Here is a 12,473-nt window from a genome sequence, read left to right as displayed (position 1 = left end):
GAGCGCCTCATGTCCCTTGCTGATTTTCGTAACGAATACGAACGCTTTTCGCTGAGCGAAAACGAACTCTGTGCCGATCCTCGCCAGCAATTTCAACGCTGGCTGGATCAGGCGATTGAACTGAAGGAAGTCGAACCCACGGCGATGACGCTGGCCACCGTGAACGCGGAAGGCCGCCCTTCGGCGCGTGTGGTCCTGCTCAAGGGGTACGACGAGCAAGGTCTGGTGTTCTTTACCAATTACGCGTCTCGCAAGGGCACGGATCTGGACCAGAACCCGTGGGCCAGCCTGTCCTTTTTCTGGGCCTCCATGCAACGCCAGGTGCGTTTTGAAGGCCGCATCAGCCGCATCAGTGCGACCGAGTCCGACGAATACTTTCACAGCCGTCCTCTGGGCTCGCGCATTGGTGCCTGGGCCTCGCCACAAAGCCAGCCCATCAGCCGCGCAGAGCTGGATGCCCGTGCCAAGCAGTACACTGAAAGCTTAGGTGAACATCCCGCCCGCCCTGAACACTGGGGTGGCTTCCGACTGACTCCAGACCATGTCGAATTCTGGCAAGGCCGTGCCTCACGCCTGCACGACCGGCTGGTGTTCGACCGCAAGGACCAATCTGACTGGCAGGTGAGCCGACTGGCTCCTTAAGACGTACCCTTGGGTACGCCTGCCCGCAGACTCGATGCAATGACTGTTTTTTCTTCTACCTTCGATAGCGACTTCTTTCGTTCGGCACTGGGCCGTTTCGCCACCGGCGTGACGGTGGTGACCGGAGCCAACAAAGATCACCCGGATCAGGCCATTGGCCTGACCGTCAGCTCCTTTAACTCTGTTTCCCTGGACCCGCCTCTGGTACTGTGGTCGCTGGCCAAGCGCTCCCAGTCCCTGCCGCATTTTGTGGACGGTGCAGGCTATGTGATTCACGTGTTGGGAGCCAGTCAGCTATCGCTGGCCAAGCGTTTTGCCTGGGGCGAACAAGCCGAGCGCTTTCGCGATCACCCCACCAAACGCTCCCCGCACGGCTTGCCCATGCTGGACGACGAGCGTTGCAGTGCCTGGTTCGAGTGCAAGCCTTATGCCGTGCATGAGGCAGGCGACCACCTGATCTTTATCGGTGAAGTCACCCACTGCGAACGCAGCGCCCATCAGCCCCTGATTTACCATGCGGGCGACTTTGACCTGACCCCATCCCTGGCGTGACAGGGTGTTGCAACGCCCCCCTGACGACGGCTGCATGGCGGGAGTACACTACGCCTTTTGCTTTAACGCGCCAATAAGGTCCTGATTCATGGCAAACGATGTCGATTGCATAGTGCTGGGAGCGGGGGTCGTAGGCTTGGCCTGCGCCCGACAAATGGCCCAGCAAGGCATGGAGGTTCTGCTGATCGAGCAAACCGCCAGCATTGGCAATGGCGTCAGTTCGCGCAACTCGGAAGTCATACACGCGGGCATTTACTACACGCCGGGCAGCCTGAAGGCCCGCCTGTGCGTAGAAGGCAAAGCCCGGCTGTATGACTACTGCCAGGAACACCATGTCGACCACGCCCGTTGCGGCAAGCTGATTGTGGCAACTACGCCCGAACAGGAAGCAGACCTGCTGAAATTGCAGGCCCAGGCGCGGGCTTGTGGTGTGGACGACTTGCAGTGGCTGGATGCCGCCCAGGCCCAGGCTCTGGAGCCGGCCTTGAATTGCAGCGCCGCCCTGCTCTCTCCTTCCACCGGCATTGTGGATACCCACGCCTTGATGCTGGCCTTGCAGGGCGATGCGGAGAACCACGGTGCCCAACTGGTCTTCAATACACCCTTTGTCAGTGCGCGTGTCCTGCCCGGACAAGGTTTTGAGGTCCACGTCGGTGGAGCAGAAGCTTTCAGCCTGACGACTACCCACCTGATCAATGCCGCTGGCTTGGGCGCGGTCGCCGCCGCACGCCAGATCGAGGGGCTGGATGCCAGCCATATCCCGAATGCCTATCTGTGCAAAGGCAGCTATTTCTCTTTGGCGGGTCGCTCGCCCTTCAAGCACCTGATTTACCCCATGCCCAATAAAGCCGGGCTGGGTGTGCATCTGACGCTGGATCTGGCCGGTCAGGCCCGCTTTGGCCCGGACACGGAATGGGTGCAGGACGAGAACTACGATATGGACCCGCAGCGGGGCCAATCTTTTTACGCGGCCGTGCGCGAGTACTGGCCCGCTTTGCCTGATGACAGCCTGAACCCCGCCTATAGCGGTATCCGGCCTAAAATTGTGCCCGCAGGCCATGCGGCAGCCGACTTTGTCTTTTCGGGTCCCGCCGAGCACGGCATACCCGGACTGCTGAATCTGTTCGGCATCGAATCGCCCGGCCTGACCGCGTGTTTAGCGATTGCACAACACAGCCAAGAAACCCTGGCCCAGGCAGCTTAAAAACTTTTCTGAAATCTTTACAATACTGTCGATGAACGATTACATCTTGACCCTATCCTGCCCGGATCGTACCGGCATTGTCCACAGCGTATCGGGCTGGCTGCTTGAGCAGAACGGCAACATTCTTGAGGCACAGCAGTTTGGCGATGCCGCCACCAACCGCTTTTTCCTGCGCATCCAGTTTTCCCTGCCCGAAAAGCAGGACGTCAACGCGCTGCAAACCAGCTTCGCCCCCATTGCTGAAAAATTCAGCATGGACGCCAATATTTATGACGCCCAGCGCAAAGCCCGCCTGCTGATCCTGGTCAGCCGCCAAGGCCACTGCCTGAACGATCTGCTGTTCCGCGCCCATAGCGGCCAACTGCCGGTGGAAATTGCTGCCGTTGCCTCCAACCATACCGACCACGCTGGTCTGGCTTCTTCTTACGGCATTCCTTTCCACCACCTGCCCGTGACACCGGAAACCCGCCCCGAGCAAGAGCAGCAAATCATCGACCTGGCTCGTGATCTGAAGATTGATCTGGTTGTGCTGGCCCGCTACATGCAGATTCTGTCCACCAATCTGTGTCAGTCCCTGTCTGGCCGCGCCATCAATATTCACCACAGCTTCCTGCCCAGCTTCAAGGGTGCACGCCCCTACCACCAGGCACACGCCCGCGGCGTGAAAATTATTGGTGCCACCGCCCACTACGTGACGGCTGATCTGGACGAAGGCCCGATCATTGAACAGGGCGTGGAACACGTCACCCACTCGGTCAGCCCAGCTGAGCTGACCCAGATCGGTAGCGATGTGGAGTCTCTGGTTCTGGCCCGTGCCGTGCGCGCCCACGTGGAGCACCGCATCTTGCTGAACGATCAGCGCACGGTGGTATTCCGCTAAGCAGCGAGATCAGGCCTACCTTAAGCCGAAAAAAAGCCCTCAATGCGTGGATCTATATCCACAGCATTGAGGGCTTTTTTACTGGTCACCCATTTTTTCAAAAGCCAGACGATTTGAGCCTGCTAGCTACTTGGCAATTAGCTCTACCAGCCTCTGGCAACGATCGACTGCTGTCTCTGCCAATCTCTGACGAGTCTCTGCTTCAAATTGCCGACGGTCTTTCCCGAATCTGACTGCTTATCCAAGTCCAACATGCGTTTTCAGCTGAGCAGCATGTCTCTTAGACATAACCAATGTTTAGCTAGGATACGTGGCTACAAAATGCTGCTTATTGCCCTAGCGCCAGCCCTTCCCGCCGTGGATCTACCCCGGCTTCCAGTCCATCCTGAGTCCAGCGAATCACATGCGTACCGCTGGGAAAAGGCTGCTCGCGTACCTCGTGCCCCAACGCCCTTAAAGCCTGCGCTTGTTCTGTCACTGCGGTTCCTGCCTCCAGCTCAGTCGCCCAATTGCGGCTACCGTAATGCGGCAGGCTGACAGCTTCTTGAGCATCCAGATTCCACATCAACATGCCGGTCAGGGCCTGAGCCACGTAAGGAATGATGGCACTGCCACCGGGTGAACCCAGGGCAATCACAGGGCGACCATCCTGCAGCACCATCATCGGCGCCATGGAACTGCGCGGACGTTTGCCTGGCTCCACCCGATTCACAGACAGGCGCCCCATCTCGTCCTTGGGACTCAAGGCAAAGTCTGTCAGCTGATTGTTCAGCAAGAAACCATGCACCATGATCTTGCTGCCAAAAGCAGATTCTACCGACGTAGTCATGGACACCACTTGCCCCTTGTCATCCGCCACGGACAGATGCGTGGTGGAGGGCAACTCGGGCGTGTTGTCGCTTGCGGCTTGTGAGTCAGCCAAAGGCTTGCCTGGCTGGGCGTGTCCCATGGACCGGTCAGGCTGGATCAAGGCGGCGCGGGATTTCAGATACTCCGGAGCCAGTAAAGCCTGCTGTGGCACAGACACAAACGCCGGATCAGCCACCCAGGCATCCCGATCCGCAAAAGCCAGGCGCCCTGCTTCAGAGAAATAATGAATCGCTTCGACAGATTGCGGTTTTGCGTCAGCAATGGGCGTGTGCTGCAAGATACCCAACATCTGCATCACACTGATAGCCCCGGAACTGGGCGGCGCCATGCCACAGAGCGCCACTTGCTGCCAGTCCATACAGAGGGGTTCGCGGCGCAGCGCACGGTACTGCGTCAAATCGGACACCGCCAAATCGCCCGCAATCGGATCGGCGGCAACGGCGGCCACCATATCCTGAGCAAGCTCACCTTGATAGAAAGCCTGTGCGCCCTGGCTGGCCAACAAGCGCAGCACCTGCGCGTATTCCTTGTTCTGCAAACGATGGCTGACGGGCCAGGGCTTGCCCTGTTCGTTCAGAAAATAGGCACGTGTAGCAGCCTTGTCAGCCAGTTCGGGATTATCGGCAATCAAGGTATTCAAACGAGGGCTGACCTCGAAGCCGACCTCGGCAAGCTCAATCGCCGGGTCAAACAAATTCGCCCACGGCAGCACGCCACCATCTTTATGCATCAACTCCAGGGCACGCAGCAAACCCGGTACGCCTACCGAACGACCACTATTGACCGCCTGTTTGAAGGACATGGTTTTACCGTCCAGCTCGAAGCGATCCAGACTGCTGGCTGCAGGCACCGTTTCCCGTCCGTCATAGCTCATCAAGCCGGTCTTGGGCTGGAACATCAGCAAGAAGCCGCCACCGCCAATACCGGAGGACTGTGGCTCCACCAGCCCTAGCACCAACTGAGCCGCAATGGCCGCATCAACCGCACTGCCGCCCTGTTCCAGAATGCGCAAACCGGCCTGAGTCGCCAAAGGGTGAGCTGTCACCACCATGCTTTTCTGGGTGACCAGCTTGTCGCGCTGCATGACACTGCTGGCCGCTTCCGGATTCAAGTGCTGGCTGGCTACTTCCCGGGCATGCGTCGGTAGCGCCAGGGCCAGGGTCAAGGCAGCCGACAGCAGAGCCGGTTTCCAGTGCAATCTCATGTGTTCTCCTTTTCGTGCTCAAGCAGCCATTGTTCCAGCAAAAGCACCGCTTCGCTGGGCTCATTGGCCGTGGGATAACTAAAAAAATAGGCCTCGCTAACGGGCATGGCATGGTCCAGCGGCATGATTAGTTCGCCCTGCTCCAGCGCCTCTTGCACCAGAAAGCGCGGCATCAAGGCCACGCCCATGTCGGCATGCAGTGCTGCCATCACCAGGCTGAACAGCTCGTAACGCGGGCCGGAACTGACACGCAGGTCAGGCTCCAGACCGGCAGAGCGATACCAGTCCGACCAGCTATCGGGGCGTGTGGACATATGCAGATGAACCAGTTTTTTCCAGTCGCCACTGGCCGCCAGTTTGGCCGAGCACACCGGCACCAGTTCGCCTTCATCAAACAGCTTGATGCCCTCGGTTTGCGGCCATAACTGCCGCCCATGATAAATGGCGGCATCAAAGGGATGGTCGCCAAACTGAAACGGAGTGGTACGCACGGACAGGCTGACCGTGATATCCGGATAGCGCTGGGAGAAACGCGCCAGGCGCGGCATCAGCCACACCGTGGACAAGGTAGGCAGCACCGCCAGATGAATGCTGCGGCCCACACCAGCGCGCGCAATCAGGCTGAAAGTGTCTTTGCCAATTTGCTCCAGATGGTGGCGGATACGGGCGGCATAATCGCGCCCAGCCGGAGTCAGCACCAGACGCCGCCGCACCCGTGTCAGCAAGGTCACGCCCAGGCGTTGCTCCAGGCCGCTGACCTGCCGATACACCGCGCTATGCGTCAAAGAAAGCTCCTCGGCCGCACGGGAAAAAGTCCCCAAGCGGGCCGTGGCCTCAAAGGCCTGTAATGCGCCCAAACTGGGCACGCCTTGTCTCATAGGTCTCCCTCTTAATTCTGCCGCCTCAGCCCTGCCCATACAGCGCAGGGCCGGATCGTTACGCCAGCACACGACATTGTGCAATTTTATCAATTGCCTTGTGCGCTTTACGCACACTATGCTGGGACTTTAACCTGATATCGCCTGCCTGAAGATGCACAAATCTTCCCGCGTTCAGCGATACTTGGCCTGCTCTTTCCCTGTTTCCAGACCGATGGTGCCCTTGTTGGCCCCACCTGATTGACCGTCTTTGATCTACCCGGAGTACCTCTATGTCTGACAATCCCTCTTTCCATTGGGACGACCCCTTGCTGCTGAATCAGCAGTTAAGCGATGAAGAACGTATGGTGCGCGATGCCGCCCACGCTTACGCACAGGAAAAGCTGCTGCCGCGCGTGCTGGAGGCCTTCCGCCACGAACAGACCGACCCCGCCATCTTTGCCGAGATGGGCTCGCTGGGCCTGTTGGGTGCCACCATTCCCGAAGCCTACGGTGGTGCTGGTCTGAACTACGTCAGCTATGGCTTGATCGCCCGCGAAGTGGAACGTGTGGACTCGGGCTACCGCTCCATGATGAGCGTGCAGTCTTCCCTGGTCATGGTGCCGATTTTTGAATTTGGCAGCGAGGAGCAGAAACAGAAGTACCTGCCCAAGCTGGCCAGCGGACAGTGGATTGGCTGCTTTGGCCTGACTGAACCCAATCACGGTTCGGACCCCGGCGCCATGGAAAGCCGCGCCGTGAAAGTGGATGGCGGCTATCGCCTGAGCGGCAACAAGACCTGGATTACCAACTCTCCCATCGCCGATGTGCTGGTGGTCTGGGCCAAGGTCGTGGGCGGTGAAGACGACGGCAAGATCCGCGGCTTCATTCTGGAAAAAGGCATGAAGGGCCTGTCCACCCCGGCCATTCACGGCAAAGTGGGCTTGCGCGCTTCCCTGACCGGCGAGATTGTCATGGCCGACGTGGAAATTGCAGACAGCCAGATGCTGCCCCATGTCTCGGGCTTGCGTGGCCCCTTCACCTGCCTGAACTCGGCCCGTTTCGGGATTGCCTGGGGTGCCTTGGGCGCCGCCGAATCCTGCTGGCACACCGCCCGCCAGTACACCCTGGACCGCAAGCAGTTTGGCCGCCCCTTGGCCGCCAACCAGTTGATCCAGAAAAAGCTGGCCGATATGCAAACCGAGATTACGCTGGCGCTGCAAGGCTGCCTGCGTCTGGGACGCATGAAGGACGAAGGCACGGCGGCCGTCGAAATCACCTCCATCATGAAGCGCAATTCCTGCGGCAAGGCACTGGATATTGCCCGACTGGCACGCGACATGCTGGGTGGCAACGGTATCTCTGACGAATTCGGCATTGCTCGCCACCTGGTCAACCTGGAAGTGGTGAATACCTACGAAGGTACTCACGACGTACACGCCCTGATTCTGGGTCGTGCACAAACCGGCATTCAGGCATTCTTCTAAAGCAGACCGAACAGGGCAAAGCCAGAGGCTTTGCCCTTGTCCGTTCAGAGCCTGATCAAACTGATGGATTGCCTGCAGTAGTGGCACATCCCCCCGCCTGCATCGGCAGTTTTTACTGCCGGGAAACCCGAGGTAAAAAGCTTGGTGTGGGTGGAGATTCTTTCCAGCTGCAAGGCCACTTCAGGATCAAAGCGGCCACTGGGAAATCGATAAACCGAAGCTATGCTGTGGTGATCTTTTTATTCTTGTTCGGACTTTAACTCAAACATGCTGGTCGCTTCCATCTCCAGCACCAGCTCATCGCGCTGGTTGAACACATTCCAGTTCCAGCGAATGATGCCCAGATCTGAACGGCTACTGGACACACGCTTGGATGCCACCGTGGCCTCCAGACGAATGGAGTCACCGGCCCGCACAGGCAAGACCCAGCGCAGACGTTCCAGACCCGGCGAGCCAAAGGACTCGGAATCGTGCAAGGCAGAATCCACGGCCATACGCATGGCTTTGCCACAAGTGAGCCAGCCGCTGGCGATCAAACCGCCCCAATGGCCTTCTTCGGCCTGCTTGTCGTCGATATGAAAAGACTGCGGATCATACTTCTGGGCGAAATCCAGCATCTCTTCGCGAGTCACAGGAACAAGTGGGTGCTTGATAAGCATACCCACTTCAAATTCAGCAAATTTCATGTTGTTGTACAACGAAAAAAGCCCCCACGCTGCGCCTTCGGCTTGCTGCCCCCCGAGGGGGAGTTTTTGCCTTGGGGCGGCCCGGCGACAAAAAAGCCCCCACGCTGCGCCTTCGGCTCGCTGCCCCCAAAGGGGGAGCTTTCACCTTGGGACGGCCCGGCGGCAAAAAAAAGATCGAGAGCGCCACTCTACCATCTCTGTCAAAATTTGCAGCCCCCGGCGGAAAGCGGCTCAAAACAGCAGCAAAATGTCCACATCAAGGATCAGCTGGGGCACGCTTGTGCGTCGCGGATCAATCTATGGCATAAAGAGGGTTTCCTAATTACCAATTACCTGAACGCCCGGTTTGTTCAGGGCTATGCACACCAAGGCTATGACAACACTCGATTCATCTTTGCAATTTGCGAGCCTGACTCAGGGCACCCAAGCCATCGAGCTGGAATATCAACGTATTGCCCCCGAGCGTGAAACCGCCCCCTTGCTGGTGTTCCTGCACGAAGGTCTGGGCTCCATTGCCATGTGGAAAGACTGGCCGGCACAGTTGTGCGAGCAAACCGGCTGCAGCGGCCTGATGTACTCCCGCTATGGCTATGGCCGCAGCACCCCGCGCCCGGACAATAGCCCCAAAGAGCCAGACTACCTGCATGAGCAGTCGCTGGAGGTGCTGCCCCAATTGCTGGAGCAACTGGGTGAAGACGGCAAGAAGCGTCCGATTGTGCTGGTTGGCCACAGCGATGGTGGCTCGATTGCCCTGCTGGCGGCCAGCGGCTTTAGCGACAAGCTGCAAGGCATTGTGGTGATGGCCCCGCACCTGTTTGTAGAGGATATTTCCTTGCGCGGCATTCTGGTCGCCCGCGAAGCCTACGAGCAAGGTTTTTTACGCGAACGTCTGGGCCGCTATCACGATGATGTGGAATCCGCTTTCTGGGGCTGGAACGCCACCTGGACAGATCCCCGGTTCCGCGACTGGAATATTGAAGAGGACGTCAGCCGCATCACCTGCCCGATTCTGGCCATTCAAGGCGTGGATGATGAATACGGCACGCTGGAGCAGATCCGTCGCATCAAGGAGCTGGTGCCGCACACGGAGCTGCTGGAGCTGGAGCAATGCGGCCACCTGCCCTACCGGGATAAGGAAGCGCAGGTGAACCAGGCGATTGTGGACTTTCTGAAGCGAACAGCCCGCTAAGCAGCGAACTCACTCAGTCCCTAAGCTCAGTCCTTAAAGCACACACGCCTACTGAACAGCAGCCTTACTCAAAGGCTGCTGCGGCTCGGCCCAGGCGGTCATTGACCGCCTGCCAGTCTGGCATATCCGGGCAACGCTGCACCCAAATATGCTGGTACTGGCCTTGGTCCAGGCGACGCAACATGGCGTATAAATCCTGGGCATAAAGCTGCGCATCCGGGCTGCACACATACCAGTCGTGCACATCGGCCGAAAAAGGCGGTAAAGAGGCAAAGGCAACAATGGCCTGCTTGCCCCCTTTGGCCAAAGCAGCCTGCACCGCAGGTGCATTGCCTTCATCAAATAAAGACAAAGGGGTACGCGGCGCATAGTGCGCTTTCAAGCTGCCCGAAACCTGTGGGGCTTGTTGATCCGGACTGACGGGTTCGTAGCCGATGACCTCGGCAATCATGGCCGCACTGATATGGCCGGGCCGCAAAAGTACGGCACCCACACCCTGATGAGTACGCGACACGTCCACAATAGTGGACTCGATGCCCACTTCCGACGGGCCCGCTTCCACAATCAGCAGTTCCTCTGCACTCATGTCCGCGAATTCATCGCGTACATGGCTGGCAGCCGTAGGCGATACCTGACCAAACTTGTTGGCCGAAGGCGCCGCCACACCGGCCTGACCGCCGGGCTTGAGTTCCGCCATGCGCTTGAGCAAGGCTTGAGCCACCGGATGGGAAGGACAACGAATACCAATGCTGCTTTGCCCGCCACTGACCGTATCCGGAATAGCCGGATTGCGCGGCAGGATCAGCGTCAAAGGACCGGGCCAGAAGGCATCCATCAATTGCTGTGCCACGGGCGGAATATCTGTCACCCAGTAACGCAGGTCGGCACCGGGGGCCACATGCACAATCAAGGGATGATTCGCAGGACGGCCCTTGGCCTTGTAAATCAGCTGCACTGCAGCCGGGTTTTCTGCATCCGCGCCCAGACCATAGACCGTCTCGGTTGGAAAGGCCACCAGCCCCCCTTGTGCCAGCACACGGGCGGCTTGCTCTATCTGCTGCTCGGAAGGGCTGGAGGGAGTATCAGTCATGGTCAAAAGCGATGTGCAAAGCGGCGGCAGCTCGGGCAGTGCGTTCGCGCACTTGCTGATCCGACCCGCCCACAATATTCACGTGCCCCATCTTGCGGCCAACACGGGCCTCGGCCTTGCCATACAAGTGCAAGGACACACCAGGCACAGCCAGCAAGGCGGCCCAATCCGGCTCACGCATCTGGCCTTGTTCGTCAAACCAGATATCGCCCAGGATATTGAGCATCATGGAAGGACACAAAGCGCCGGTATCACCCAGGGGCAAGGCCGCCATCACGCGAGCCTGCTGTTCAAACTGACTGGTGACGCAAGCATTCATGGTGTAGTGACCGCTATTGTGCGGACGGGGAGCCACTTCATTGGCCAGCAAACGGCCGTCTTCCAGAATGAAGAACTCCACACACAACACCCCCACGTAATCCAGCGTACGGGCGATAGCGGCAGCCGCCTGACGAGCCTGTTCGGACAAGGCATCGTCCTGGAACTGGGCGCTGATGGTGGACACGGCCAAAATGCCATCACGGTGCTCGTTACGGGCACATGGGAAGGTTTTGACCTGATCGTCCAGGCCACGGGCCAGGACAACCGAAATTTCGGACTTCAAGGGTTGCAGGGCTTCCAGCACACAGGCCTGGGAACCGAACTCCTTGAAGGCAGCCAGCGCCTGTTCACGGTCTGCCACTCGTGCCTGACCCTTGCCGTCGTAACCAAAACGCGCAGTCTTCAGAATGCCGGGGAACAAGGCGCCGTCAGCGGCCTGCAAATCGTCCAGGCTTTCGATGGCCGCATAAGGAGCCACCGGCACACCGGCCTGCGAGATAAAGGCTTTTTCACGAATACGGTCCTGCACAATGCCGACGGCATCGCCGGACGGCGTGACTCGTGTGTGCTGCGCCAGAGTCAGCAAGGACTGCGCCGGGACGTTCTCGAACTCGGTGCTGACGGCTTGGCACAAGTCCCCCAGACGGGCAAGCGCTTGGGCGTCATCGTAGGCCGCACAGATATGCAGATCGGCCACTGCACCAGCAGGGCTATGGGTATCCGGGTCCAGCACGGCCACCTTGTAGCCCAGGCTTTGGGCGCTATGGCAGAACATGCGGCCCAGTTGGCCGCCTCCAATCATGCCCAGCCAGGAGCCAGGGACCAGAAGGGCAGCATCAGTCATGGGGGTCATCATCACAAAATAAAATCAGGCAGTAGCAGGAGGAACACGCATAGCTCGGGCGGCCTCGGTCTGGCGGGCTCGGTACGCAATCAGTTTTTCAGTCAGCACGGCGTCATTGACGGCCAGATTGGCAATCACGTGCAGAGCGGCATTGGCGGCACCGGCCTCGCCAATGGCGAAGGTGGCAACTGGCACGCCCTTGGGCATTTGCACAATCGACAGCAGGGAATCTTCACCGCGCAGGTAGCGCGAAGGCACGGGGACGCCAAACACAGGCAAGTGCGTCAGGGCAGCCAGCATGCCGGGCAAATGAGCCGCGCCGCCTGCACCCGCAATAATGGCTTTCAGGCCACGGGCCGGAGCCTGGGCACCGTAATCCACCATATCAATCGGCATGCGGTGGGCAGAGACCACACGGCACTCATAGGACACACCAAATTCGTCCAGAATGGCCACGGCCTGGCTCATCACATCCCAGTCGCTGGAGGAACCCATCACAATGCCCACTGTGGGAGCCGCAGGAGTTTGTACGCTCATCAGAGATACGCCCTAAAAGGAAGAAGGCGCCATGCTGCCAGGCGCCTTGGTAAATAGAAAAACAGCAGGGCCCATCCCAACACGACCCTGCTCAGGACGAGCAGGCAGTT

Annotated in this window: 12 protein-coding genes; 6 read left to right on the top strand and 6 right to left on the bottom strand. The window is 59.0% G+C overall.

Features of this window, described 5'->3' with window-relative positions; translation table 11 throughout:
• Positions 1-9: 9 nt before the first annotated feature.
• The 4 genes from pdxH to purU all read left to right on the top strand — a co-directional run bounded on the left by pdxH (position 10) and on the right by purU (position 3,278).
• Entirely contained in the window at positions 10-642 is a 633-nt protein-coding gene (gene pdxH, locus CPY64_RS02485) for a pyridoxamine 5'-phosphate oxidase (RefSeq protein WP_042483349.1), read from the top strand.
• A gap of 39 nt (positions 643-681) precedes the next feature.
• On the top strand, positions 682-1,194 hold the full coding sequence (locus tag CPY64_RS02480) for a flavin reductase family protein (RefSeq protein WP_042483346.1): 513 nt from the start codon (positions 682-684) through the stop codon (positions 1,192-1,194).
• An 88-nt stretch (positions 1,195-1,282) separates the two neighbouring features.
• Complete coding sequence (locus tag CPY64_RS02475; protein WP_042483343.1) at positions 1,283-2,398, top strand: NAD(P)/FAD-dependent oxidoreductase; 1,116 nt, start codon at positions 1,283-1,285, stop codon at positions 2,396-2,398.
• Positions 2,399-2,423: 25 nt separating this feature from the next.
• Entirely contained in the window at positions 2,424-3,278 is an 855-nt protein-coding gene (purU, locus tag CPY64_RS02470) for a formyltetrahydrofolate deformylase (RefSeq protein ID WP_198501052.1), read from the top strand.
• 328 nt (positions 3,279-3,606) lie between these two features.
• Here the strand turns inward: purU and ggt are convergent, their stop codons facing one another.
• Entirely contained in the window at positions 3,607-5,352 is a 1,746-nt protein-coding gene (gene ggt, locus CPY64_RS02465; RefSeq protein ID WP_042483336.1) for a gamma-glutamyltransferase, read from the bottom strand.
• Positions 5,349-6,230, bottom strand: a complete 882-nt coding sequence (locus tag CPY64_RS02460) for a LysR substrate-binding domain-containing protein (protein WP_042483334.1) — start codon at positions 6,228-6,230, stop codon at positions 5,349-5,351. The genes ggt and CPY64_RS02460 overlap by 4 nt, the downstream gene beginning before the upstream one ends.
• Positions 6,231-6,502: 272 nt before the next feature.
• Here CPY64_RS02460 and CPY64_RS02455 point away from each other — a divergent pair, with 272 nt between their 5' ends.
• Positions 6,503-7,696: an acyl-CoA dehydrogenase gene (locus tag CPY64_RS02455; protein WP_042483331.1), complete on the top strand. Its 1,194-nt coding sequence runs from the start codon at positions 6,503-6,505 to the stop codon at positions 7,694-7,696.
• A 239-nt stretch (positions 7,697-7,935) separates the two neighbouring features.
• On the opposite strand, the gene CPY64_RS02450 is transcribed toward CPY64_RS02455, so the two are convergent.
• Positions 7,936-8,382, bottom strand: coding sequence for a MaoC family dehydratase (locus tag CPY64_RS02450; protein ID WP_042483327.1), 447 nt, complete (start codon positions 8,380-8,382; stop codon positions 7,936-7,938).
• 373 nt (positions 8,383-8,755) lie between these two features.
• Here CPY64_RS02450 and CPY64_RS02445 point away from each other — a divergent pair, with 373 nt between their 5' ends.
• Positions 8,756-9,571, top strand: coding sequence for an alpha/beta fold hydrolase (locus CPY64_RS02445; RefSeq protein WP_080723729.1), 816 nt, complete (start codon positions 8,756-8,758; stop codon positions 9,569-9,571).
• Between the two features lie 64 nt (positions 9,572-9,635).
• Here the strand turns inward: CPY64_RS02445 and CPY64_RS02440 are convergent, their stop codons facing one another.
• The 3 genes from CPY64_RS02440 to purE are packed head-to-tail and all read right to left on the bottom strand — an operon-like array spanning position 9,636 to position 12,363.
• The gene (locus CPY64_RS02440) at positions 9,636-10,661 is read right to left on the bottom strand and encodes an L-threonylcarbamoyladenylate synthase (RefSeq protein WP_042483322.1); all 1,026 of its coding nucleotides are present in this window, start codon (positions 10,659-10,661) and stop codon (positions 9,636-9,638) included.
• On the bottom strand, positions 10,654-11,835 hold the full coding sequence (locus CPY64_RS02435; RefSeq protein WP_042483599.1) for a 5-(carboxyamino)imidazole ribonucleotide synthase: 1,182 nt from the start codon (positions 11,833-11,835) through the stop codon (positions 10,654-10,656). Before CPY64_RS02435 ends, CPY64_RS02440 begins: the two co-directional genes overlap by 8 nt.
• A 15-nt stretch (positions 11,836-11,850) precedes the next feature.
• Complete coding sequence (purE, locus tag CPY64_RS02430) at positions 11,851-12,363, bottom strand: 5-(carboxyamino)imidazole ribonucleotide mutase (RefSeq protein WP_009455126.1); 513 nt, start codon at positions 12,361-12,363, stop codon at positions 11,851-11,853.
• Positions 12,364-12,473 lie beyond the last annotated feature (110 nt).

It is taken from the genome of Alcaligenes faecalis (assembly GCF_002443155.1).
In the GTDB taxonomy this organism is placed as follows: Bacteria; Pseudomonadota; Gammaproteobacteria; order Burkholderiales; family Burkholderiaceae_B; genus Alcaligenes; species Alcaligenes faecalis.
Note: the sequence above shows the minus strand (reverse complement) of the source record. Positions and strands in the feature narration are given on the sequence as shown.

What these genes read in the sequence shown, in the direction of transcription:
- CPY64_RS02460 (WP_042483334.1), bottom strand. Translation starts at nt 6,230, where the DNA reads ATGAGACAAGGCGTGCCCAGTTTGGGCGCATTACAGGCCTTTGAGGCC.
- CPY64_RS02445 (WP_080723729.1), top strand. Translation starts at nt 8,756, where the DNA reads ATGACAACACTCGATTCATCTTTGCAATTTGCGAGCCTGACTCAGGGC.
- CPY64_RS02480 (WP_042483346.1), top strand. Translation starts at nt 682, where the DNA reads ATGACTGTTTTTTCTTCTACCTTCGATAGCGACTTCTTTCGTTCGGCA.
- ggt (WP_042483336.1), bottom strand. Translation starts at nt 5,352, where the DNA reads ATGAGATTGCACTGGAAACCGGCTCTGCTGTCGGCTGCCTTGACCCTG.
- CPY64_RS02455 (WP_042483331.1), top strand. Translation starts at nt 6,503, where the DNA reads ATGTCTGACAATCCCTCTTTCCATTGGGACGACCCCTTGCTGCTGAAT.
- purE (WP_009455126.1), bottom strand. Translation starts at nt 12,363, where the DNA reads ATGAGCGTACAAACTCCTGCGGCTCCCACAGTGGGCATTGTGATGGGT.
- CPY64_RS02475 (WP_042483343.1), top strand. Translation starts at nt 1,283, where the DNA reads ATGGCAAACGATGTCGATTGCATAGTGCTGGGAGCGGGGGTCGTAGGC.
- CPY64_RS02440 (WP_042483322.1), bottom strand. Translation starts at nt 10,661, where the DNA reads ATGACTGATACTCCCTCCAGCCCTTCCGAGCAGCAGATAGAGCAAGCC.
- CPY64_RS02435 (WP_042483599.1), bottom strand. Translation starts at nt 11,835, where the DNA reads ATGACCCCCATGACTGATGCTGCCCTTCTGGTCCCTGGCTCCTGGCTG.
- pdxH (WP_042483349.1), top strand. Translation starts at nt 10, where the DNA reads ATGTCCCTTGCTGATTTTCGTAACGAATACGAACGCTTTTCGCTGAGC.
- CPY64_RS02450 (WP_042483327.1), bottom strand. Translation starts at nt 8,382, where the DNA reads ATGAAATTTGCTGAATTTGAAGTGGGTATGCTTATCAAGCACCCACTT.